Source organism: Paenibacillus sp. SN-8-1, assembly GCF_050995535.1.
Classification (GTDB): domain Bacteria; phylum Bacillota; class Bacilli; order Paenibacillales; family Paenibacillaceae; genus Fontibacillus.
Map to the genome: position 1 here is coordinate 4,366,605 of NZ_CP194782.1, position 22,521 is coordinate 4,389,125.

Consider the following 22,521-nt stretch of genomic DNA (forward strand, 5'->3'; position numbering starts at 1 on the left):
CGTGTTTAGTTGTAACCGAGGGCTCTTCCGACCAACATGATGATATAAGAAATTATATAAGCAATGACTAGAGCATACAACACCGAGAACCAGGTCCAACGGGCGGACATCGTCTCTTTACGAATAACCCCTACCGTTGCCAGACAAGGAACATAGAGCAGGATGAACGCCATGAAAGAGTAAGCCTGCAGAGCTGTGAAATGACCTGCCAGCAGCCCCTGCAGCGTGGCTGTATCAGGCGCCGCATAAATGATATTCATCGTTGAGACTACGACTTCTTTGGCCAGGAACCCTGTGATCAGGGCGGCCCCAGCCTGCCAGCTTCCAAAGCCGAGCGGGGTAAGCACCTGTCCGATCAGCCCGCCGATCTTGGCCAGGAAGCTCTGATCCATCGCTACATTGAAGCCCTGCGGACCTGTATAGCTTAACAGCCAGATCAGCACCGATCCTCCAAAGATAAAGGTACCGGCTTTGCGGACAAAGCCCTTGCCCTTCTCCCAGGTGCTCCGGGATAGTGTCTTCCACTGTGGAATCCGGTACGGAGGAAGCTCCACCACGAACATGGATTCCTGCTGCTTCAGAATCGTCGATGAGAACAGCTTCGCGAGAAGAAGAGCCAGGACAACGCCAAGCACATATAGCGACAATACGACCAGCGCCTGATTGGACTTAAAGAAGATACCCACAAATAGACTGTAGACCGAGAGCCTTGCCGAACAAGACATCAGCGGGGTCAATATAATCGTAAGCAGCCGTTCCTTCGGCTGTTCGATCGTCCTTGCAGCCATAATCCCCGGCACATTACAACCGAACCCGATGATCATCGGGATGAAGGTCTTGCCGTTCAGGCCGACCAGCTCCATCAACCGGTCCATAACTGAAGCGATCCGGGCCATATAGCCGGAGTCTTCAATGAATGAAATGATAAAGAACAGGATAAAGATCTGCGGTACAAAGACCAGCACGCCGCCGACTCCGGCAAATATTCCGTCAAAGATAAGGGCTTTAATAAAGTCCTGAGCGCCCATGCTGTCCAGCAGCCATGTAGTCCCGCTGCGCAGAGGGCCATTAATGAAGGAATCCAGCAGATCGGATAGCGGGGTTCCTATCCATTCAAAGGTAAGCTTGAATGTGAGATACATGAACAGCAGAAAGATCGGGATTCCAAGGAACTTATCGGTAACAATCCGGTCAATCTTCTCCGAGAAGGTACGGTAACCTTCCTTAGTATGTCTCACACATTGTTCAAGATAAGTATGAATGTGGTCTGCACGCTGCTTGCGAATGTATTGAGACAGCGTTCTAACTCCAAATGTACGGCTGAGAGCCTCCTCGGTAGTCTTGTACAGCTGATCCAGCCACTTTGGATCAATACTCGCCTCCAAGGTTGCACGAACGACTGAATTCCCCTCGAAGAACTGAACCGCCATCCAGCGCGGGGATAGAATCTCCTCGGGCAGTCGCTCCATAAGCCTCGCAATGGCGTCCTCCAGCAGCTCTCCATAGGAGATAAAATAAGGCTTTAAAGCCTCACCAGACGTAGATCCCGATATAGCCTCAAGCACCTGATCGGTTCCTTTACCACTCCTAGCTACCACTGGAATTACCGTTACACCCAGCAGTTCCGATAAGCGGTTCGTATCGATCTCGAGTCCGCCTTGCCTCGCGACATCCATCATATTTAGCGCGATGACCAGCGGCTTGCCGTATTCCAGCAGCTGAACCGTCAGATTCAAGTTCCGTTCAAGCTGAGAGGCATCTACCACATTGAGTATGGAGTCAAAGGACTCCCCCAGCAGAAACCGCGAAGCGACCTCTTCATCATGGGAGAGGGGGTTAAGTGAATATAGACCTGGAAGGTCTATAAGCGTACCTGCTCCAGCCTTGAGCGTGCCGACCTTCTTCTCCACCGTCACGCCAGCCCAGTTGCCCACATATTCGTACGAGCCGGTCAAACTGTTGAATAAAGAACTCTTGCCTGTATTGGGATTCCCGGCCAGGACGATTTCATTCATACTGCTTCAACTAAAATCTGAAGCGCCTCACTCCGGCGGATCGAGATCCACTGGTTGCTTGCTTCTAAAGTGATCGGTCCGCCGAACGGGAGCCGTTTTATAATCGATATTAAAGTGCCTTCCATGATCCCGAGATCGTTCAATCTTCTGCTTACAAGCTGATTGCTGCAGGCCATATTTATGATGCGGACCGGTTTACTTAGCTCGATCTCTGTTAATTTCATTGGATTCACCCCAAATAATAATGATAACTATTATCAACTGACTAAATTATATGATAACGATTCTCATAATTCAATGCATTTTATATGGAGTAATTGTTACAGATCATCACCAATCCGTTGCACGTTGGACTGTGGGCTTTAATTGGAGATAAATGGCGTCTTTTGTATGTACTGTCTGTCTTCAATCTGCCCAAGTACGAAATCTGCGATATCGTCTGTTCGCATCTTGGTACCCGGCATGTCCTTCTCGTTAACCTTCACTCTACCGGATGCAGATCCCTCTACAACAAAAGGAAGCCTTATCAGGGTCCAATCGGCATCACTGCTCTGAAGCAGAGCAAGCTCCTTCTCCTTATCGGCCACCAGGGACGAATAGAGCACACGGAATACAGCTGCACCCAGCCTGTTGACGAAAGATTTACGATCGCCGGGCGCATTCAGAGAGCCTCCGGTGACACCAATATAACGTCGAATACCGTATATCTTCATCAGATCCAGGATCTGGCCCGTCAATTGAGTGTATATTGGGGATTTCTCCCTAGTTGGCTGACCAAAGGTATTGATCACTACATCGCAGCCCTTTAGCACCTCCGCAACAGCCTGCGAATCCCGGGCATCCCCCTCTACAATTTCCAGGTGTTCCGAACTTACCGTCAACTTTGCCCTACTTCGTACAAGCATCCGTACCGTATAGCCCTCTGCTAATGCATGCTTCACGATACCGCTTCCTACCGTACCGGTACCTCCAATGATTGCAATCTTGTGCCGGGTATTCACTGCTCCATCTCCTCCCAAGTCTCCAAATTGATAATTCCCCCATTAAATACGTACCAAAAAAAGACTCCGTTCCAAAGGAACGAAGTCTCCAAATCCGGCTGGCCATATTAACTTAAGATAAGGTTGCCAAGGCTGCAGTTGAGAAAGGAATCAATTCGTCCAGCTTACCTTCACGAACCTTGATCGCCCAAGCTGGGTCCACGAGCAGCGCACGTCCGACTGCAACCAGATCGAACTCTTCCCGGCGAAGCCGATCCAGCAGTCCGTCAATGTTGGTGTTACTCGCACCTTTCCCTTCTGTAAAGCCACTCATGAAGTCATTATCGAGACCAACAGAGCCAACGGTTATTGTAGGTTTGCCAGTCAGCTTCTTGGTCCATCCAGCCAAGTTCAGGTCCGAACCTTCGAATTCCGGCTCCCAGAAGCGACGGGTCGAGCAGTGAAACACATCTACGCCCGCTTCCACAAGCGGGGCGAGAAATTGACCCAGCAGTTCAGGTGTCTCTGCCAATTTAGCTGTGTAGACTGACGACTTCCACTGCGAGAAGCGGAATACAATAGGGAAGTCCGGCCCCACCTTCTCGCGGCACGCCTCAATTACTTCTACGGCGAAACGGGTGCGTCCGACCATATCCCCGCCGTATTTGTCGGTGCGCTTATTCGTTCTTTCCCAGAAGAATTGGTCGATCAAGTAACCATGAGCACCATGGATCTCCACGCCGTCGAAGCCAATTCTTTTCGCATCCGCAGCAGCCTGGGCATAAGCGGCTATAACCGCTGCAATCTCTTCTTCCGTCATAGGCTCTACTACCTTCTCACCAAAGATGTTAATCCCAGAGGGGCCAATCGGCAGCGCCTCCGGATTAGGAGAGTCTCCAATCTTACGATCCGTACCCACGTGCCAAATCTGTGGAATGATACGCCCACCTGCGCTATGTACCGCATCCACGACTTTCTTCCAGCCGCTTAGAGCATCCTCGCCGTGGAACCTTGGAACGTTAGGGTCCCCTGTTGCCGCAGGGTGATTAATTACAGTTCCCTCGGTCACAATTAGGCCTACGCCATTCTCTGCCCGGCGTCTATAGTATTCCGCAACATTCACCCCAGGTACGCCGCCCGGCGACCCAGAACGCGTCATCGGAGCCATCACGATTCGGTTCGAGAGCTCCAGATTTCCAGCATGAAAAGGTTTGAACAATGGATTAGTCACTTTGTTACCTCCCGTTTCATTAATTTAGTAGTATGGTTAAACATTACTGATGAGGTTGGATTAATCTTCCACATTCCAATTATATCGGGATTTTCCGAAATGTAAAATCGATTGCTCCTTCCCTCGAATTTCACGCCAAAAGCCACTCCTACGGAGCGGCTTCACCTTCTATTTTGTCCTTTGAAGCGTCTGTTCAATCGCCTGCTTCATAAGAAACCCGGCTCGGTTCCAGGTCCATCTAAGCATATCCTGCCTGCCCCGACGTCCCTTCGACTTGCACAGCTGAGGATGTTGGAAGGCAGCTCGCATCTGTCTCTTCAAGCTTTGGATATCCGGTTCGGCCCAGCGTTGACCCTTACCCGCGAAGAGGTGGCGGAACCCGCGTGAAATCGAGTGCCGACTGTTCATGCTCTGCAGCGGGCTGCTTAATTGATATTCAACCAGAAAAGCATTCCTTCTCGTCAGGAAATCCATATGTCCGCCCCATCCCGTAGCAATCACGGGCACCCCGCTGGCTAAGGACTCCAGGAAAGGCAACCCCACGCCTTCCCCGCGTGTCGGTAGAACAAAGACCTGGCCAAGCCTATATATGCTGCGAATGTCACCGGACTTCAAATGTCGTCCGATAATGACTAACGGCGCCGTCGGCTTACGAATGCCCAGCCTTTGCTTGTACTGCCGTATGCGGTCCTTAATCCAATTCTCATTCTCGGAAGGGCCATATCCATTTGTCTTAATGACCAGCAGTACAGGATCCGAGGCAGAGAATTCCTCCCAGTAGGCTCTTAAGAGGGCTTCGGGATTCTTCCGATGCTGGAATCCGAACACCGACACAAAGGTGAATCTTCCCCTTGACTCGGCTAGAGGGAGCTTTCGGTTGCCTGGTCCATATTCTCTAGCATTCACACCATGCGGCACGATGTAGATAGGAACTTTCACACCGCTGTTCCTGAGAGCCTGCTTGTTATGAAGGGAGGGCACGCAGATTGCATCAAATTTATTGATATTCGGGAGCCAGCGGTCTGGGATCCGTGTCGTCTCCCAGACCGTATTGAGAATGATGCAGTCATATTGGGCTCTAGCTATCTTAAAGTTAATCTGACTCGGGGGGTGATGGTAGATTAAGACCTTTTTCCGGGAGGAGTCCCTGGGCGCTTCCACGCTACGCCTATGGCCTATCCTCACATCCACGCCCTGCCGCCGCAAGGCTTGAACATAAGCTCGGCTGGCAATCCCAAGTCCGCTGGCCCGCTGGACAGGGCCTTCCCACACTACTTGATATCGGCTGTTCAAGGGCATACTCCCAACTCCATTTATCCTTTTCTCGCAGTATAGTATGCCGCAATCTTATATTGGGATTGGACCCTAGCAGATCAGATAACGAAATCGTATTTTTGCCTGCTATAAAAGGCCTTTGAATGGTATGATGTAGGTAATTGGTAGACTTGGCTAAACCCAGTCTAATTTTGACAACCGGAGGACAACTTCACTTGAGATTACAACTTCGAAAAAAGCTATATTTCAGCTTCCTCATCATTATCGTCTTGTTCCTGGTTACGGCCTCTATATCCACACTTCTGACCCAAAGGATCGTTCGTCTTACGGGCGATATCCTCGTATCGGAAAAGCGGCTTGAGGTTGTTCAGAGACTTAATCTTTTTGCCCGTACAGCCAATGACAATGGGGCTCACTATTTGCTCGCTCCACTCTATATTGAAGAAGACTTCAGGTCACAGTTTGAAGCTAATGTCAAGTTTCTTAATCAGGAGTTTGATCAGCTTGAAGCTATTACAACCGAACCATCAGACCTTGCCCAAATCCGTCAGTTTAAAGACAAATGGGCGGCTTATGTCGTAGACAGGCGGAATATTATGAACCTGAAGAAGGCTGGGAAGGTAACGAAGGCTCAGGAGAACTATACCAAAGACAGTTATGATCCGATCGCCTATGCTCTTCATGCATTCTCTAAATCCGAGCAGGCCCAAATTAACAGCTATAAGGACACCATTGAGACCAGCGGACGAACGATTCAGTTCGTGAACCTGCTGATCGGTTCCCTGGCTACTCTGTTCTCATTATTGATCGCCGTGGCGCTCTCGAACTCTTTGATCCGCAGGATTCTGCTGCTGCGGGCCAATGCCCAGACCGTTGCCAGCGGCATTCTTCGGGTTCCAAATCTCGACTTCAAGAGCAAAGATGAACTTACGGATCTGGCTAATTCCTTCAATGCCATGACCGAGTCTCTTCGGTCGGTCATTGACTCCAATCAACTCCTGCATCAGCTGTCCCGTAGGGACGCGCTGACAGGAATCGCTAACCGCCGGTGTTATGATGAGTCGCTGGAGCAGGCATGGAACCAATCCACAGCTGAATCACGGCCGATCTCACTAATCCTGTTCGATATTGATTATTTCAAAAAATTCAATGATATCTATGGTCATCAGGCAGGGGACCTGTGTCTTAAGCAGGTCGCTGACATTCTGCAGGAGCAGGTAAGAGAATGCGGGGGCGGGCTTGCAGCCAGGTATGGCGGGGAAGAGTTCGCCGTGCTGCTGCCAGGCAAATCAATTGAGGAGGCCTGCCAGATTGCGCAGCATTTCCAGAAGGCGCTGGCCGATCAGCATATCCCTCATACCGGATCGGATATTAGCGAATTTGTTACCGTGAGCATCGGGGTTTCTACCCGCACAGCTTCGGCTGGGGATAATCCGGGTGATTTGGTAATCGAGGCGGATAAGGCGCTGTACCGGGCCAAAGAGAGTGGAAGAAATCGCTTGTGCATCTCTGAACATGATCAAGTAACCGAAGGTGGTAGTACCCCATGACAAGACAGCTGGCAGCAGTAATAGGGACAATTGCAGTTTTACTCGGTCTGGTGTCCTGCTCAGGCTCAAGTTCTGATGAACAGCCTGTGACGTTGACGTTCTGGACAACCACTACAAGTCCCGAGACGGCGTTCTTCCAGAAACGGATTGCCGCCTTTGAGAAGGAGCATCCGAATATTAAGGTAAATATGGAAAAGCACGAATTTCCTTTTGCGACCAATGAATTCAAAACCGCTGTCCTTGGTGATCAGGAAGTGGATGTATTCCGGGCAGATAATACCTGGATTCCCGAGTATGCGAACTTGAATATTATTTATCCCCTGAATACGCTCGGCCCAAGATCAGACTCATCGGGGTTCATTAGTTCTGCGTTGAACGCAGCTACTTACCAGGAGAATGTCTATGGATTCCCATCTGTCATGGAAGTGCCAGCTCTCCTGTACAACAAGAGAATACTCAGGGAAGCAGGCTTTACCGGGCCCCCTCAGACGATGGATGAGCTGCTGAAGATGGCTAAGGCGCTGACTGGCAAAGGAAAGTACGGGCTGTATGTCACCGAAGATTCCTACTTCTCACTGCCCTACCTGTGAGCATTCGGAGGTGATATGATTTCGGACCAAGGACAGATTAAGATTGCCTCGGATCATTCCAAAGAGGCCTTTTCATTCATGCTGAAGCTGTGGCACGAGGGCGTTACGCAGCCATATGACAACTTTGACAACTGGTACACTACGATGATGGATGACTTCACCGAGGGCACTTCAGCTATGATGATTAACGGTCCTTGGGCCATTCATGATGTATTAAGCGGCAAAGAATTCAAGGACCCGGACAATATAGGTATCGCCCCGATTCCTCGGGGACCTGGGGGGCAAGGATCTCCCATCGGCGGGCACAGCCTGGTCATTAACAAATACAGCAGCCATCCGAAGGAAAGCTATGAGCTGATCCGCTACCTTACAAGCACGGAGACAGAAATCCTTCAAAGTGAAGAGTTCAAGACACTCCCGACGCAGAAAGCCGCCTATACCGATCCAAGGCTGGCCTCCGATCTTCTCGTTCAAGGCTTCCGAACTCAGCTGGATGTGGCCATGCCCCAACCTAAGATTCCGCAGAGCTCCAAATTGTACATGGACTTCACTCCGAACATGAATGCCATGCTCCTCGGGAAGGAATCCGTTGACGATGGGGTACGGAATATTGAAAGCTCATGGAAGGACCTCTTGAAATTGAAATGAGTCTAGCTGTGCGGATGAAATCCCGAGACAAAGGTAATCACTTTTTTTAACTTCTTCTTATCTGAACGGGTTATAGAACCGCGATCCATCGTAAAAGGTAATCAGCGCCGTAGCCACTCCGATGACTACGATCAGGATGAGTGCCGCGTAATCCACCCGGTTAAATGGACGTGACTTGTACCAGGTCCGCCTGGACTTATGCCCGAACCCCCGAAGCTCCATAGCTGCACTGATCTTCTCGATCCGCTCCACACTGGTCAGAATCAGCGGCATCAGGATCGAGATCATGTTCTTGATCCGCCGGGGAAGCTTCTCTTTGCGGGAGATGTCCAGGCCGCGAGCCTGTGCGGAGAACGAGATATTCTGATAATCCCGCTGAATATCGGGAATATAGCGCAGCGCAATAGATACAGAATACGCAACCCGGTAGTTCACACCCACCCGGTTCAGAGAGGCTGCGAATTCGCTGGGATCTGTCGTTAGCAGAAAGAGAAGCGCCATAGGAATGACCGTGATGTACTTCAGCGCAATATTAAACTGGTAGAACAGCTGCTCCCAGGTCACCGTATATCTGCCTGCGATATGGAAGACTTCATGCTCAGTGCCATAGATCCGAACTCCCTCAAGCGGGGAGAAGAGGAAGATGGCAAGATGATTCAGCGCGAAGAAGAATAGTATCAAGTAGAGGACAAAAGAATAATCCTGAAATTGAACTTTAGACACACTGAATGCGACCAGACTAATGAGCAGCATGGCAAGCAGACAACGTGTATCGTATGTAATCATGGCCGTTACCGACCAAATAACGAAGAAGACCAGCTTCGTGAACCCGGTTAACCGGTGAACTGGCGAGTCGAGCTTCGTATAGGTTAGCATTTTGGTATTCATTGGTTCCGCCCCCCCCTGTCATAGGCGATAAACCGGCTTACGAATTGTTCAGGCCGGTCTACCCCCGCCCTTATAGCAAGTTCATGAACCGATGTCATTTTGAGGTGCGCAGCCTCCACAACCCCCGGATTCGTCAGCACATGCACAGGACTGTCGTCCGCAATCTTGATCCCTTCAGACAATACAATGGTACGCTGTGCGTATTCCAGCATTAAATGCATATCGTGTGTAATCATGATGATGGTAATCCCTTGCCGGTTAAGGGTTAGCAGAAACTCCATCATTTCGTTATAGTGCCTGTAATCCTGGCCTGCCGTAGGCTCATCCAGAATAATGATCTCCGGACTGAGCACAAGAATAGAGGCTATGGTTACCCGCTTCTTCTGGCCATAGCTGAGCGCCGACACCGGCCAGCTGCGGAAGGCGTACAGTCCGCATACCTTCAGCACCTCATGCACACGCTCCCGGGTGGTCTCCTCCGGTACACCGCGAAGCTTCAGACCCAGGGCAACCTCATCATAGATGAGGGTCTTGGAGAGCATATGATTCGGATTCTGCATGACAAATCCAATCCGTTCCGCTCTCTCTTTGATCGAATCTGAACGGATATCCCGGCCATTCAGCAGGATCGTTCCGGAGCTAGGCCGGTAGAATCCACATATCAGCTTGGAAATGGTGGATTTCCCGGCACCGTTCCGCCCCGCTATCGAGACGATCTCTCCCTTTCCGATCCGCATCGAGATCTGATGAAGAATCGGCCGATTCTTATCGTAGCCGAACGAGATATCCTTGAGCTCAAGTACCGCCGGGTAATTCGCGGTCGGTGGGGATTCGTCCAAGCTCTTATACCATTCTTGCAGCCGGGGTCTGCAGGAATCAAGCCGAATCGTATCGACATGCTCCGGATGCATCTCCGGTGTAATGGGGCAGCCCGCGTATTTCAGAGCGGTAATATAGAGCGGTTCCCTAATGCCTGTCTCCACGAGAATGTTCGAGCCCAGCAGCTCTGCGGCTGGCAGGTCTGCCGCAACCTGTCCGTTCTGAACCACAATAATGCGGTCCACACTCCGGTGCAGCACATCCTCAAGACGATGTTCAATGATGACGACCGTCTTCCCGGTCTCCAGGTGAATCCGGTCGATCAACTCAATCGTTCTTTTGCCGGTATAGGGGTCCAGGCTTGCCAGCGGTTCATCAAATAGCAGAATGTCCACATCATTAACCAGTACACCGCCCAAGGTCGTCTTCTGCTTTTGGCCGCCGGACAGCGCGTGCGGGGAAGACTCCAGATACTGTTCAATATCGACCTTCCGCGCTGCAGCGGCCAATCGGTCTGTCATCTCAGCTTGAGGGATAGCGTCATTCTCCAATTTGAACACAATATCCTCGGCTACTGTGAGACCCACGAACTGCCCATCCGGGTCCTGAAGCACCGTACCCACCTTATCCGAGAGCTCGGCGATACTTTGTTCCTTAAGCTCTGTTCCCTTAATCTTCATGGACCCACTTATCTCCCCTGTATAGAAGAAAGGGATTAGCCCATTCATGCAGTGGGCTAGGGTGCTCTTGCCCGATCCGGAAGGCCCGACAATGAGCACCTTCTCTCCCTCATATATAGTCAAATTGATCCTATGCAGAGTGGGCTCCGACTGCGCATGGTATTGAAACGAGAAATCAACAAATTCGATAACCGGTGTCTTCATAGATAAACATCCTCTGATTAATTAATAAAATGACTGGTATTTGGGTAACAGAAAAGCCGGTGATGAACACCGGCTTACAACTCGGACGTATTCACTATGCTTCGTGTGACAGGCTTCCCCTCTTCGTACGTGACTTGGAATAAGCAAGGGCCAGCAGAGTTCCAATCACCGCTACCATCACAATGTTGGATGTTCCAGCTATCAGTCCTTGGACAAATACCTTGTTAACTGGTTCCGCATAGATAAGAATATCCAATACCGGAGCAACGAGGAACCAAGCCACTACATTCGCTATAATCTGGGCAAGATTGAACCTTATGATTTCCTTCGCTCCAAACTCTCCCTCATGAATTCGGATTCGGCCCGCGATCAGACCGATAATGAGCCCAACCAACCCGGAAGCAATGACCCAGCTGAACCAAGGCGTACCGTAGAAGATGGCGTCCTTCAGTGTATGTCCGATCAGGCCAATCAGCAGCCCGGCGTACGGCCCGTACAGCAGGGCGAACAAGGCAAGCAGGGCATATGTCGTCTCGATGTTGGTATCCGGTATAACGGATGGGATTGAGCCGAATCTCCCCAGGATGACGAATAAGGCTGAGCCAATCCCAATAGCCACGATCGTTTTGATAGACAGGTTGTTGCGCTTTGTTTGTGCCACTCTCTTATCAACCTCTTTCCCTAAATAGATTTGGAGGATGTGCCGATCCCCATAGTAATTGGTGAATTCTGCCTGTTTTTTGTTATTATACAGTGGAATACTTGGAATTACTACAGAAAGTTAGCAAGATAGCTTGGCCAGATTGCGGAATTCTTCTTGAAATTATGCCTAACGCACACGTAAGGGCCCTACCGCTAATCGGTGCGGCAGAGCCCCATAGTCTTGTCAGCCCATTCCGTAAGAATGAGCTGCAGATCAAATCATATTCAGATACGTCCTTCTTCTCTTAGAATATCCTCAAAAGCATCCACAACAGCCTTATCGTAATGACTGCCGGTAAGTCTTCTAAGCTCACCCATGGCGGTCTGTGCGTCAAAGGCCTTTCGGTAGGCACGATCCTCGGTCATCGCATCGAACGTGTCGCTCACCGCAATAATCCGTGCTTCCAGTAAGATCTCGTCCCCTTCTAACCCTTGAGGATAACCACTCCCATTGAGCCGTTCATGATGCTGCTCAATTATAGGCGCAATCTCTCCGTAGTAGGTCTCCTTAATCATTTCCGCCCCATCTGCCGGATGCTTCTTAATCATTTCATACTCTTCACTGGTCAGCCCGCTTGGCTTATTCAGAATTTCTTCCGGGACATGAATCTTGCCAATATCGTGCAAAATGGAGGCGATAGACAGATTCTCCAGCTGCTCTTTATTCAGCTTCAGCTTCTTGGCAATCTTCACAGCATACTCAGCCACCCGATCACTATGCATATAAGTGTAGCGGTCCTTCTTCTCCACTTCCTTCACTATGCTCATTAGCTTGGAAATATCTTTACTCAGGTGAACGAAGGCCTGCTCCGTAATGACCCAAAGGTACGTGATATCCGTTAGAGCCGTGAAATGAATCGGTTCCTTGAGTCCTTTTGCCGTGTAATAATCATGCGGTCCAAGTTCAATCTTCTGGTCGTCCAATTCGCATACCAGCTGACCAGATAATATATAGAAAAATTCCATTACATTTGGATTATCGCTAGGATATACAAAGAACAATCTATCCTTCTCAATGGTCTGGAGCAGAACCTCTACTCCATCTCCTCGTGAAAGTAACTTGATTTCATTCTTATCGAAGTGTACTTCTTCCAGAAATGATCCTTTCCTTCCGATTCTGAACCCATCCATTATGATCCCCCTTATACGAGAAAAAACGAGCTCGTTAAAAGAACTCGTTTTTTCTCTAGATTATACTATTTCGTGGATGGTAGGAAGAGTCTATCTTAATTTATTCCGACAACCCAAACTGGGTCGATCCATACTTCCCGATCAGCAAAGCGAACCAGCTTCCAGTAGCGCTCTACTACGATGCCCTGCTCAGCAGCCTTATTGATGGCGTTTGTCGCCAATTCATAAGTTGTGTCATAGACATCTGTAATAATCTTGTTCAGATCATCCGTATACTTATTCGTTAGTTCCTCATAATCCCCAGATCTTTGGTTCAACTTGTCCCCAAGCTGCTTAATACGCGCAGCAGCGATGCCTGCATCTTTGATATCAGGGTTGATAAGCTGAGTTGTAACCTGATCAATATCCTGTTTGATCACAAGAATCTGCTGGTCTACTTTGTTCGTCTCTTCTTGAATCTTGGCGTTCACGTCGGCAGATTGACTCTGGTCAGCTGCTTCAGAGTTAACTCCCACCGAAGGCTTAACCTTCTGTTTCTTAAGCAGATCAGCCACTTTATCCTTAACCTTCAACTTGCGGATATCAGACAGATACTTCGCTTCCAGCTTGTCCGCCGCAGCTACTCCATCCTTAATTTTCTCCTCAATCTGAACATTCGTCTGATTTATCAGCTCATAAATGGCGTCAACATCCGATTGGTTGCTTTTTGCAAAGGCACTTGTCCCAAAAGAGAATACCAAAGCCAATGAGAATAGGACCGCTAAAGCTTTCTTCATAAATTCTCCTCCATATCAATATATATTTTGACCACCTGCTAAAATGAAATCTACTAATTTCACAGTTACCAATATACCATTTACACCCAATTTGGGGTAGAAGAAAATTGTCGAATCTGAATAAAAATTTTTATTTAGACTCACGCCCCCCCGGAGCCCGAATAGACTAATACCCACGGAACAATTTTGATGAGAAGCTCTAGACTTAAATTAAGGGAAGTGAAAACAGCATGAGCCTTTGGCCGATCGTCGAGTCCCAGTATGGGATTAAAATTCGCAGCACCACCCAGGTCAAGGATGTCTATAAGGTAGAGACCGATCATGCAACCTACTGCTTGAAATCATACGATTTTCCCGAAGAGGAGGTCCGCTTTATTACACGGGTCTTGTCCTGCTTGGATGAGCACCAGTTCACCCAAAGCCAGAAGGTCCTTCCTGCGATAGATGAGAGAGCTTATATCACCCATGAGGGTGCTTACTATACTTTAACGAACTGGGTGCATGGGCAGCAGCCCAAATTCGCCAGGACCAGCGACATTAGACGAGGGATATCAACCCTGGCCAAGTTCCATCTCCTAGCCACCGGCTTTCCTGCTCTAGAGGCCCCTGAATCTCGAATCCGCTACTCAAGGCTACCGGGTGAATTCTCAGACTATAAGAGTCTACTGCTGCCTCACCGAAGTACAGGACATCTTGTAGAGCTCTGTGATGAAGCTCTGGAGCTCTTGCAGCAGCCCGAAGTCCTGGAGACCATTCAGCAAGAGCAGCTGAACAGCTCATTCATACACGGAGACTATAATTATCCCAATCTGGTCAAGGACAAGAAGAATACCATACACCTGATTGATTTCGAGAATACCTCCATGCATGTCAGGGCCAAGGATCTGGCTCATATTCTGCACCGTAATTCCTTATGGAACGCAGAGGGAATGCTTCGCTTGATCGAATATTATATGCGGTACCGCTCTATGAACACTTCAGAGCTGCACCTTCTTCTTGCTTTGCTGACAGCCCCGTATCACGTGGTCCGCAATATCAGAATTGGGGGATTCCGCTCCGCCAAGCCCATTATTCCTTCAAAAGATCAGCTTCGTAAATACCGACGTGAACTTCGTGCGTTGCTCTAGTGTTCGGATTGGCTGGATTGTGATAATTTTAAGTCGATTCATCATTTCAGGAGGCGTATCCATGGATATTCTAGAGCAGAAACCGATACTGTTAACCAAAGGAACTCCGGGTGAACCTTGCCCTATTGCCAAGACCCTAGACGTGATCGGAACCAAATGGACCTTCTTAATTGTTCGGGATCTTCTTCTCGAGGGCACCATGCGGTTCAGCGAGCTGCTGCGGGCCATGGAAGGAATCAGCCCCAAGACCCTCTCTCTGCGCCTTAGGGAGCTGGAGCAGCAAGATATCATTACAAGAACCGTCTATCCAGAGGTTCCGCCGCGTGTGGAATACTCCTTAACGGATAAAGGAAAAAGACTTGAAAGCATTTTTATCGAATTAAAACGATTTGGCCTCACCTTATAATTGGAATCCAGAGTACAGCAGAAGACCGTCTTTAGCCCATTGGGCTGAAGGCGGTCTTCTTATTTCAAGCGTTCGGGATCCTTGCCAGCGGCTAAACTATCCTCAAGGTAACTATGTGAATTATATACCACTACTTCCCTAATGGAATTAAAGGTATCCCAATCTAAACAGCACACCATAACTTTAATTTGATGTTTTTCTAAATTTAAAGCAGGGAAGACTCTAGAATAGATGCGAAGAATTGGAGGCATGATCGTGAATTTATATAATGGCAAGCTGCTGTGGGCGGAGGACAGCCAGGAAGGCCTATTCGCCCGAAGTGAAGCCCTGAACCACTATGATGTCATCATTGTCGGAGGAGGAATATCCGGGGCCCTAAGCGCTTATTCTCTTGCGGCAGAAGGACTGAGTATTGCGGTGATCGACAGGGGCAGAGCGGGCGGCGGAAGTACCGCTGCAAATATGGGGGTGCTCCAATATTCAAGTGATGTTATGCTTCATGAGTTGATCGATCAGATTGGCAGAGACAAGGCCATTCGTTTCTATAAATTGTGCCAGCAAGCGCTGAATCAACTGCAAGAGATTGCTGATACGCTGGACACTTCTTCCGACTTCACCCGCCGAAACAGTCTGTACTTTGCAAGTGAACCCTCCCATGTGGACCGGCTGAAGAAAGAGTATGACACCCTTGCCGCCCATGGCTTCAAGGTCGATTACTGGACTCAAGAAGACCTGCTCTCTCATTATCATTTCTCGAAGCCCGCCGCCCTGATCACCTACAGCGATGCCGAGGTCAACCCTGTCAGGCTCAGCAGAGGGATTCTGCATAAGTTGAATCCACATCAGGTGCATGTATTCGAGCACGTCGAGGTAACCGGAATTGAAGAGGCTGTTCATCATCTGAAGGTGCACACCTCGGCGGGCCCATTTCAGTGTTCACAGGTGATTTTTGCGACGGGGTATGATTCAGCGCCAGGCCTTACCGGGACCAAAGTGAACCTTATGCGCTCCTATGCCATCGCTACTGAACCTGTTGACGATCTCTCATGTTGGAAGGACCGGGTATTAATCTGGGAGACAAGACGGCCTTATGTGTACTTAAGAACAACTATGGATGGACGAATTATAGCGGGGGGCATGGACGAGGATAACCCTGGGGCGCCTCACAGCGAGGCATTCATTCATAAGCGTGCGGAGATGATCAAGAGAGAGGTCCATCAATTATTCCCGATGCTGAGTCTCAAGATCGCCTTCACCTGGGCAGCGGTCTTCGGGCAGTCCGCGGATAATCTGCCATTTATCGGGAGACACCCTACTAAAGACCGTATTTATTATTTGCTGGGCTACGGTGGTAACGGGACGGTGTACAGTATGGTAGGCGCTCATATTTTGAGAGATTTGATCCTGGGGCGTTCGAACCCGGACGCGGACATCGTGAGGCTTGCACGAAGCACCGATTCCGCGGAGTAACTCTAGCACATGATAGGACCGGTTTAATAGGCAGGACTGGGGCTGGCCAAGCTCTTCCTGCCTATTTAGACGTTACTGACTTTCACATAGTGAATATCCTCTGCCTTAATGAACGCGTATCAAGTATAATTTTGAACTATATGAATGATCAACATGAGGCAGGTGACAGAATTGACAGATAAAGTAGTCATAGGAATCGATGGAGGCGGTACACATACCCGCGTTATGGTGTGTGATCTGAATGGAAAGGTCCAGGCTTACACCGAGAAAGGTCCTGCTTCGATATACAGGGATGCTTCCGCCACGATAAATGTGATGAATGCTATAGAAGAGGCGCTTGGGCAAGCGGGCAAATCCCCGAAGCAAGTGCTCGGGGTCGCTGCCGGGATTGCCGGATATGACGCTGAAAGTGACTTGGAGTGGATTACACCGTTAACCGAGGTACCCGGGTTAATCTGCCCGAAATGGCATGTGAACGACGCTGTGATTGCACATCAAGGTGCCTTAATGATGCAGCCGGGAATTGTCGTGATTGCGGGAACGGGTTCAAATATACTGGCCATTACAGAGAATGGACAGCATCTTAGAAATGATCACTTTCACCATTACGCAGCCAGCGGTGCGCGGTCCATCTCTTATGATGCGGTGTACGAAATTCTCGCCGGGAATAGAGATTCTACGGACGACGCTCTTATTACAGCCATGAAGATACACTGGCATGTAGAGACCCTGTCTGAATTCTACCAGCTGGCGAAGATGGGCTTTGAAGCTGACCGCCAGGCTCGCGACCGTACCTTCGGCAGGTTCACGCCCCGAGTTACGGAGGCTGCTGCTAAGGGAAGTTCTACGGCTATGCGTGTCTGCGATCGCGCTGTAAGCCAGATCAAAGTGGGCGTCGAGATCCTGGCAAGCTCTTTTGCAAGTGAATGTGTTGATGTTGCCCTGATTGGAGGCGTCGCCAATTCCTCCTATGTAAGCGAAGCTCTGACTCGGCAGCTGCACCTTGGGTCTAATCGGCGGTATCGAGTTCACAAGCCGATCTTCTCGCCAGTGGCCGGGGCTATTCTTCTTGCCCTTCATAAGCTTCAGGTGCCGATCTCGCCAGAAATCATCACGAACCTGCAGATGAGCCCCTATGCTGCGGGCAGCAAAGAACAGCCTGCGAGGATTTAAAGCCCCGCAGGCCGGTGATTCACTGCTCCGAGTGCATACTCGGCTGCTTAGGTTCATTGGTCAAGTGCCATATTCGGCCGCTTAGACTCATTGCTTCAAGTGCCGTGACTGGCTCTTAGAGACTCACTGCTCCGAGTGCCGCGCCCGGTTGCTTAGGGAAGCAAGCCGGTGCTTCTCTTCAGTCAGCAGCTCCTCGGCCAATTCTACCCCTGATCGTCCAACGGCCATATCAGCCTGCTGCACCGCCTTCTCGGTGTGCTTAAGGCTGTTCTCGGCCTGTTCAATCATCTGCTCTGTGGGATGGCTGAGGGCCGACGATACGGCATAATGCAGCTTGTTAACTGAGTTCAAAGCCTCAGCTACCGTGCTGTTTGCTTGTAGACTGGAATCATAACGACTCATAAATAAGACCTCTCCCTTCTGAGATGGCTTCAGTTCGGTTCCCTTTTAGCATGGTTAGGGAGAGGCGATCTTATGCGCTTAATTGCTGCACCAGAAATTGATACAGCTTAAGGTCCGCCGCCTTAAGGGAACTTCCAGAGGTACGGCACAGCATGCCGAACGTCATATGGATAAGACTGCCCTCAATCCCACGAATGGCTAAGCCCGCTGGGACCTCATTCATCATAATAGCAGGCACAAGCGCTATCCCAAGTCTACTCTCCACATAATATTTCAAAGCAGTCATACTCCCTATTTCCATCGTATCCAGGGGCACTCCCCCCGATTCCCTCATAACGACCTCCAGCTTGCGGCGATAAGGACATACCGCCGAGGTAATCAACAGCCGGTGACCCCTGAAGTCCCCGGGCGAGAGGATCTCCTTAGAGGCTAGTGGATGATCCTCTGGCATAAGGACCACGAATTCCTCCTGGAACAAAGGCTCAAAGTAAAGGTCTGAAGTCAGATCCGGCGCGGAACAAAGCGCCATACTAATCTCCCCCTGAAGAAGACGCTCACTCAGCACAGGAGTATTCGCAAATTCCACGGATACCCGAATCTTCGGATACTGGTCTAGAAATTGCTTCAAAATGCCCGGCAGGCGGTAGCTTGCTGTCGGCTCTGTCACACCCAGTCTGATATGTCCCGCATTCCCATGCTGAAGTTCGGACATATCCCCCTGCAGCTGCTCCATGCTCTTCACAATCAGCAGACTTTGCTCATAGAAGAGTCTACCGGCCTCGGTTAGGCGGATTTTCTTTCCCCGTTCAAAAAGTTGAATCCCCAGGTCCGACTCAAGCTTCTGGATCTGCATGGTGACGGTAGATTGTGCATAATTCATCTCCTCGGCAGCCCGGATAAAGCTTCCTTGATTCACGATAATCTGAAACGTCTTCAAAGTCTTCAGGTCCATTCTTCCCAATCTCTCCGTTCGGAAGTTCAAAAATATTGAACCATTTATTCACATAGTTCAATTATACAAAATGCACCTAGCCCTCTACAATCTAAAGTAACAAGCCGCCGCAATCCAACCCAGTAACCCAGGCGGCAAATAAGGAGCGATGTACGATGGATTTGACGAATAAAGTGGTGCTTGTTACAGGCGGGGGCACTGGAATCGGCAAGGCAACCAGCCTCTCCCTTGCCAAGCGGAAAGCAATAGTTATTGTCAACTTCTCTCGTTCCAGAGAAGCAGCGGAGGAGACCGTTCAACAGATTCACAGCAGCGGGGGGCAGGCCATAGCCATACAGGCCGATGTGTCCAAGGACAACGAGGTCAGGGCGATGATCAGCCGGATTGTACAGCAATTCGGAACACTGGATGGGCTGGTAAATAACGCGAGCATCACGCGGCACATCACGCTGGATGACCTGGAATCGGCAACGGATGAAGTCTGGAACGAACTTATGGATGTGAACGTGAAGGGAATGTTCAACTGCGCTCGGGCTGCAGCCCCTTATATGAAAGCAGCCAGGGAGGGAGCCATCGTGAACCTGGGAAGCATCGCAGGGCAGACAGGCTCCGGCTCCTCACTTCCCTACGCCGTATCCAAGGCAGCGGTGCATGGCCTGACGAAATCACTGGCGCGAGCACTGGCTCCCCATATCCGCGTGAACTGTGTAGTTCCCGGTGCCGTATCCACAAGATGGTGGGCCGGACGAGAAGAACAAATGAATCTTCTGGCTCCACAGCTTCTGCTCAAGCAAATTTCACAGCCAGAGGACATTGCCCAGCTGATCTGCGCGGCACTAGAGCAGGAGGCCATGACCGGTCAGATCATTACGGTCGACAGCGGTCAGACTTTATAGTCAGTCATAAGATCCTGCGCTCTTGCTTCAGGATATGTGCTGATCAGGCTGTATCTGAAGAACAAGGGCAGCCGCTATAGCCAAATCAGGCATGAATTCAGGTGATACTCTGAAAATAACTAAGGGCAGTGCCACGATAAGTCGTGGCACTGCCCTTTTAGCTGTTCCACTCCAATATAACTGCGCGTCCATTTTAAATGCTCCATGGCGGCTCTTCTCAAATTGCCTTCAGGCGCGGCCTTCGGCTCTTCACATACTTTGCCCCCTCTTTGACTTGCTCATCTACGCTAGCATTGGCTTTCGCCCATACATTTTCATAATCACTTCCTACTCATTAAATAGACTTGACTTCAATTTAATTAAGTGATAATTTATTAAATACTTTTATAGTTTAGCACTAAATTATTTCCCGGTTAACTAACTCATATTCGCCCAGGAACCTGAAGGGTGAGATGATACGAACCTATCGTAGCTCTGGAGGGGGTACTAGTGGCTGAAAGTGAACTGCTCTTCGAGGTAGCAACCATGTTCAGAACTTTGCTAAAGGGAATATCACAGGAGTGGAACAAAAAGAACCAGGCTCTAAGTCTGGCCCAGTTCAGGGTGCTCTATGTACTGAGCAAAGAAGGTCCAAGGAAGGTATCCCAGCTTGCCCATGCGCTCTGCCTCACGCCTGCGGCCATCACAGGCATTACGGATAAGCTGCTCGAGGAAGATTGTATCAAGCGCGAGCGTGCCGAGAAGGATCGGCGTGTTGTCAACATTTCCATTACGGAGAAAGGAGAAGCCATAATTCAAGAAGCACAAGAAGGTCATAGTGAGGCGCTGCATTCGTTCTTCAATCTGCTGCCTGAAGAGGATATGGAGCATTTAAGACGAATTTTTGGCACCATGCTGCAAGCTATAGATAAATAATTTTTTTGAGGTGAAAGAAACTTATATGGAGCATTTATCACATAAACGAAAAGTCACGATCATGTTCGGTATTATGGCCGCCATGTTCTTTGCCGCGATCAATCAGACGATTACAAGCACAGCGATGCCGCGGATTATTTCGATCCTTGATGGGATGGATTATTACACCTGGACCATCAACATTTATTTACTTACGTCTACCATTGCGACGGTTCTCGTCGGCAAGCTGTCCGATATATTTGGCCGCAAGCCTTTTATATTAATAGGGATTCTGTTATTTATGATTGGTGCTTTCTTGACAGGCACCTCCTCTGATGTGTATCAATTCATTATTTACCGCGGGATTCAGGGAATTGGCGCGGGGATTATTCAATCTACGGCATTCACGGCTGTAGGGGACCTGTTCCCTCCGCGTGAGCGCGGCAAGTGGATGGGCTTTATGACGGCGATCTTCGGCTTCTCCAGTGTGCTTGGACCCACGCTTGGCGGTTATCTGGTTGATCACATGGATTGGCACTGGCTGTTCTGGATCTTCCTTCCGCTTGGTATCGTAGCCTTCATCATGATTCTCATGCTCTTTCCTAAAGTTGAACGCAGAGCGTCTGAAGGGATCGACTATCTGGGCTCTCTCTTCATAACAATAACGATCGTTCCCCTTCTGCTTGCTTTCTCGTGGGCAGGTACGGAATATAAATGGGGATCACCGCAGATTCTAAGTCTACTTGGCGCCACCGTGGTGTCCGCCATCATCTTTGTCTTTGTACAATCGAAAGTGAAGAACCCGATTCTTCCCCTTCATCTGTTCAAGAATAGTGTCGTTACGATTTCAAATATCATCGGCTTCATTATGAACTTCGGCTTGATGGGTGCCATGATCTATATTTCGTTCTTTGTTCAAGGGGTACTGGGAATCAGCCCGACCCTTGCCGGCTATGTCACCATGCCTATGTCAATCGTTATGGTAGTCACCAGTGCTATAGCAGGGCAGCTGATTGCCAAGAAGGGCAAATACAAGCGGTATGCTCTGATCGGAGTACCTATTATGATCGCGGGTATGGCCATTATGATCGTGATGAACAGTGTGGGAACCGCGATTCTGAGTATGGCTGTGTTCGGGATGGGCCTTGGGCTTGCTATGCCGGTCTTCTCACTGGCTACGCAGAATGCCGTATCCCATAAAGAGCTCGGCGTCGTTACAGCATCTACTCAGCTCTTCCGGAACCTTGGGGGTACCATTGGGATTGCCGTCATGGGTACGGTGATGTCCAACAACCTGACCACCAATCTGAAGAACGCTCTTCAGTCTCCGGATGCGCCGGATTTTAGCAAAATGGACCCTAAGCTGGCCAAGGAAATGCTCGCCTTCGCAAATCCGCAGACACTTATGAACAAGCCGCTGCTTGAGGCGACCCAGGCCAAGCTTCCAGCAGAAGCACAGCCTTTGTTCGCGCAGATGATTGATAACATTCGCGATGCGCTCGGCACCACATTGTCCACCGTGTTCCTTGCAGGAACGCTCGTGCTCGTAGTTGCTTTCGTCCTTGTGTTCTTCCTGAAGGAGCTTCCGCTTCGCACCACGAACCAGGCTGCGGGCGAATCCACTCCGCAAGACAGCAGCGAAGGCAGCTCTTCGCCAAAGCTGGCTGAGCAAGCTTAAAGTCGGCACCAGCAGCAGTACAAGCGAGCATATT

21 protein-coding genes and 1 pseudogene are annotated in these 22,521 nt (G+C 49.7%); 10 read left to right on the top strand and 12 right to left on the bottom strand.

Annotated elements, in window-relative coordinates; genetic code table 11:
- Positions 1-5: 5 nt before the first annotated feature.
- The 5 genes from feoB to ACRRNK_RS21415 form a co-directional block, all read right to left on the bottom strand.
- Positions 6-2,015 carry a ferrous iron transport protein B gene (feoB, locus tag ACRRNK_RS21395; protein ID WP_433944608.1) on the bottom strand — a complete coding sequence of 670 codons (2,010 nt, stop codon included), beginning with the start codon at positions 2,013-2,015 and terminating at the stop codon, positions 6-8.
- Complete coding sequence (locus tag ACRRNK_RS21400; protein WP_433944609.1) at positions 2,012-2,239, bottom strand: FeoA family protein; 228 nt, start codon at positions 2,237-2,239, stop codon at positions 2,012-2,014. Before ACRRNK_RS21400 ends, feoB begins: the two co-directional genes overlap by 4 nt.
- A 138-nt stretch (positions 2,240-2,377) precedes the next feature.
- Positions 2,378-3,016, bottom strand: a complete 639-nt coding sequence (locus tag ACRRNK_RS21405; RefSeq protein ID WP_433944610.1) for an NAD(P)-dependent oxidoreductase — start codon at positions 3,014-3,016, stop codon at positions 2,378-2,380.
- Between the two features lie 112 nt (positions 3,017-3,128).
- Positions 3,129-4,226 carry an NADH:flavin oxidoreductase gene (locus tag ACRRNK_RS21410; RefSeq protein ID WP_433944611.1) on the bottom strand — a complete coding sequence of 366 codons (1,098 nt, stop codon included), beginning with the start codon at positions 4,224-4,226 and terminating at the stop codon, positions 3,129-3,131.
- A 168-nt stretch (positions 4,227-4,394) separates the two neighbouring features.
- On the bottom strand, positions 4,395-5,525 hold the full coding sequence (locus ACRRNK_RS21415) for a glycosyltransferase family 4 protein (RefSeq protein WP_433944612.1): 1,131 nt from the start codon (positions 5,523-5,525) through the stop codon (positions 4,395-4,397).
- 191 nt (positions 5,526-5,716) lie between these two features.
- Here ACRRNK_RS21415 and ACRRNK_RS21420 point away from each other — a divergent pair, with 191 nt between their 5' ends.
- Together ACRRNK_RS21420 and ACRRNK_RS21425 are read left to right on the top strand one after the other, a co-directional pair.
- Entirely contained in the window at positions 5,717-7,051 is a 1,335-nt protein-coding gene (locus ACRRNK_RS21420) for a diguanylate cyclase domain-containing protein (RefSeq protein WP_433944613.1), read from the top strand.
- Positions 7,048-8,289 (top strand): annotated as a pseudogene (locus ACRRNK_RS21425) (extracellular solute-binding protein). Before ACRRNK_RS21420 ends, ACRRNK_RS21425 begins: the two are co-directional and overlap by 4 nt.
- Before the next feature lie 57 nt (positions 8,290-8,346).
- Here ACRRNK_RS21425 and ACRRNK_RS21430 read toward each other — a convergent pair.
- The 3 genes from ACRRNK_RS21430 to ACRRNK_RS21440 all read right to left on the bottom strand — a co-directional run bounded on the left by ACRRNK_RS21430 (position 8,347) and on the right by ACRRNK_RS21440 (position 11,541).
- Positions 8,347-9,177, bottom strand: a complete 831-nt coding sequence (locus ACRRNK_RS21430) for an energy-coupling factor transporter transmembrane component T family protein (protein WP_433944614.1) — start codon at positions 9,175-9,177, stop codon at positions 8,347-8,349.
- Entirely contained in the window at positions 9,174-10,880 is a 1,707-nt protein-coding gene (locus ACRRNK_RS21435; RefSeq protein ID WP_433944615.1) for an ABC transporter ATP-binding protein, read from the bottom strand. Before ACRRNK_RS21435 ends, ACRRNK_RS21430 begins: the two co-directional genes overlap by 4 nt.
- Positions 10,881-10,974: 94 nt before the next feature.
- A complete protein-coding gene (locus ACRRNK_RS21440; RefSeq protein ID WP_433944616.1) occupies positions 10,975-11,541 on the bottom strand; it encodes an ECF-type riboflavin transporter substrate-binding protein in 567 nt (188 codons plus the stop codon).
- 164 nt (positions 11,542-11,705) lie between these two features.
- On the opposite strand from ACRRNK_RS21440, the gene ACRRNK_RS21445 reads away from it, so the two are divergent.
- Positions 11,706-11,831: a hypothetical protein gene (locus ACRRNK_RS21445; RefSeq protein WP_433944617.1), complete on the top strand. Its 126-nt coding sequence runs from the start codon at positions 11,706-11,708 to the stop codon at positions 11,829-11,831.
- On the opposite strand, the gene ACRRNK_RS21450 is transcribed toward ACRRNK_RS21445, so the two are convergent.
- Positions 11,808-12,713, bottom strand: coding sequence for an HD domain-containing phosphohydrolase (locus tag ACRRNK_RS21450; protein ID WP_433944618.1), 906 nt, complete (start codon positions 12,711-12,713; stop codon positions 11,808-11,810). The genes ACRRNK_RS21445 and ACRRNK_RS21450 overlap by 24 nt on opposite strands.
- A gap of 95 nt (positions 12,714-12,808) precedes the next feature.
- Positions 12,809-13,489: a hypothetical protein gene (locus ACRRNK_RS21455; protein WP_433944619.1), complete on the bottom strand. Its 681-nt coding sequence runs from the start codon at positions 13,487-13,489 to the stop codon at positions 12,809-12,811.
- Positions 13,490-13,719: 230 nt separating this feature from the next.
- On the opposite strand from ACRRNK_RS21455, the gene ACRRNK_RS21460 reads away from it, so the two are divergent.
- The 4 genes from ACRRNK_RS21460 to ACRRNK_RS21475 all read left to right on the top strand — a co-directional run bounded on the left by ACRRNK_RS21460 (position 13,720) and on the right by ACRRNK_RS21475 (position 17,665).
- A complete protein-coding gene (locus ACRRNK_RS21460) occupies positions 13,720-14,616 on the top strand; it encodes a phosphotransferase (RefSeq protein WP_433944620.1) in 897 nt (298 codons plus the stop codon).
- Positions 14,617-14,677: 61 nt separating this feature from the next.
- Positions 14,678-15,022: a winged helix-turn-helix transcriptional regulator gene (locus ACRRNK_RS21465; protein ID WP_433944621.1), complete on the top strand. Its 345-nt coding sequence runs from the start codon at positions 14,678-14,680 to the stop codon at positions 15,020-15,022.
- Positions 15,023-15,271: 249 nt separating this feature from the next.
- The gene (locus ACRRNK_RS21470) at positions 15,272-16,492 is read left to right on the top strand and encodes an NAD(P)/FAD-dependent oxidoreductase (RefSeq protein ID WP_433946968.1); all 1,221 of its coding nucleotides are present in this window, start codon (positions 15,272-15,274) and stop codon (positions 16,490-16,492) included.
- Between the two features lie 144 nt (positions 16,493-16,636).
- Entirely contained in the window at positions 16,637-17,665 is a 1,029-nt protein-coding gene (locus tag ACRRNK_RS21475) for an N-acetylglucosamine kinase (RefSeq protein ID WP_433944622.1), read from the top strand.
- Between the two features lie 123 nt (positions 17,666-17,788).
- On the opposite strand, the gene ACRRNK_RS21480 is transcribed toward ACRRNK_RS21475, so the two are convergent.
- A complete protein-coding gene (locus ACRRNK_RS21480) occupies positions 17,789-18,067 on the bottom strand; it encodes a hypothetical protein (protein ID WP_433944623.1) in 279 nt (92 codons plus the stop codon).
- Positions 18,068-18,137: 70 nt separating this feature from the next.
- Complete coding sequence (locus ACRRNK_RS21485) at positions 18,138-19,019, bottom strand: LysR family transcriptional regulator (RefSeq protein WP_433944624.1); 882 nt, start codon at positions 19,017-19,019, stop codon at positions 18,138-18,140.
- A 155-nt stretch (positions 19,020-19,174) separates the two neighbouring features.
- Between ACRRNK_RS21485 and ACRRNK_RS21490 the strand changes: the two genes are divergently transcribed.
- From ACRRNK_RS21490 to ACRRNK_RS21500, 3 genes are all read left to right on the top strand, one after another.
- Positions 19,175-19,915, top strand: a complete 741-nt coding sequence (locus ACRRNK_RS21490; protein ID WP_433944625.1) for an SDR family NAD(P)-dependent oxidoreductase — start codon at positions 19,175-19,177, stop codon at positions 19,913-19,915.
- Between the two features lie 489 nt (positions 19,916-20,404).
- Complete coding sequence (locus ACRRNK_RS21495) at positions 20,405-20,830, top strand: MarR family winged helix-turn-helix transcriptional regulator (RefSeq protein WP_433944626.1); 426 nt, start codon at positions 20,405-20,407, stop codon at positions 20,828-20,830.
- Between the two features lie 25 nt (positions 20,831-20,855).
- Complete coding sequence (locus ACRRNK_RS21500; RefSeq protein WP_433944627.1) at positions 20,856-22,487, top strand: MDR family MFS transporter; 1,632 nt, start codon at positions 20,856-20,858, stop codon at positions 22,485-22,487.
- Positions 22,488-22,521: the final 34 nt, after the last annotated feature.

What these genes read in the sequence shown, in the direction of transcription:
- ACRRNK_RS21490 (WP_433944625.1), top strand. Translation starts at nt 19,175, where the DNA reads ATGGATTTGACGAATAAAGTGGTGCTTGTTACAGGCGGGGGCACTGGA.
- ACRRNK_RS21430 (WP_433944614.1), bottom strand. Translation starts at nt 9,177, where the DNA reads ATGAATACCAAAATGCTAACCTATACGAAGCTCGACTCGCCAGTTCAC.
- ACRRNK_RS21485 (WP_433944624.1), bottom strand. Translation starts at nt 19,019, where the DNA reads ATGGACCTGAAGACTTTGAAGACGTTTCAGATTATCGTGAATCAAGGA.
- ACRRNK_RS21450 (WP_433944618.1), bottom strand. Translation starts at nt 12,713, where the DNA reads ATGGATGGGTTCAGAATCGGAAGGAAAGGATCATTTCTGGAAGAAGTA.
- ACRRNK_RS21470 (WP_433946968.1), top strand. Translation starts at nt 15,272, where the DNA reads ATGATCGTGAATTTATATAATGGCAAGCTGCTGTGGGCGGAGGACAGC.
- ACRRNK_RS21460 (WP_433944620.1), top strand. Translation starts at nt 13,720, where the DNA reads ATGAGCCTTTGGCCGATCGTCGAGTCCCAGTATGGGATTAAAATTCGC.
- ACRRNK_RS21500 (WP_433944627.1), top strand. Translation starts at nt 20,856, where the DNA reads ATGGAGCATTTATCACATAAACGAAAAGTCACGATCATGTTCGGTATT.
- ACRRNK_RS21400 (WP_433944609.1), bottom strand. Translation starts at nt 2,239, where the DNA reads ATGAAATTAACAGAGATCGAGCTAAGTAAACCGGTCCGCATCATAAAT.
- ACRRNK_RS21445 (WP_433944617.1), top strand. Translation starts at nt 11,706, where the DNA reads ATGCCTAACGCACACGTAAGGGCCCTACCGCTAATCGGTGCGGCAGAG.
- ACRRNK_RS21465 (WP_433944621.1), top strand. Translation starts at nt 14,678, where the DNA reads ATGGATATTCTAGAGCAGAAACCGATACTGTTAACCAAAGGAACTCCG.
- ACRRNK_RS21480 (WP_433944623.1), bottom strand. Translation starts at nt 18,067, where the DNA reads ATGAGTCGTTATGATTCCAGTCTACAAGCAAACAGCACGGTAGCTGAG.
- feoB (WP_433944608.1), bottom strand. Translation starts at nt 2,015, where the DNA reads ATGAATGAAATCGTCCTGGCCGGGAATCCCAATACAGGCAAGAGTTCT.
- ACRRNK_RS21455 (WP_433944619.1), bottom strand. Translation starts at nt 13,489, where the DNA reads ATGAAGAAAGCTTTAGCGGTCCTATTCTCATTGGCTTTGGTATTCTCT.
- ACRRNK_RS21415 (WP_433944612.1), bottom strand. Translation starts at nt 5,525, where the DNA reads ATGCCCTTGAACAGCCGATATCAAGTAGTGTGGGAAGGCCCTGTCCAG.
- ACRRNK_RS21435 (WP_433944615.1), bottom strand. Translation starts at nt 10,880, where the DNA reads ATGAAGACACCGGTTATCGAATTTGTTGATTTCTCGTTTCAATACCAT.
- ACRRNK_RS21475 (WP_433944622.1), top strand. Translation starts at nt 16,637, where the DNA reads ATGATCAACATGAGGCAGGTGACAGAATTGACAGATAAAGTAGTCATA.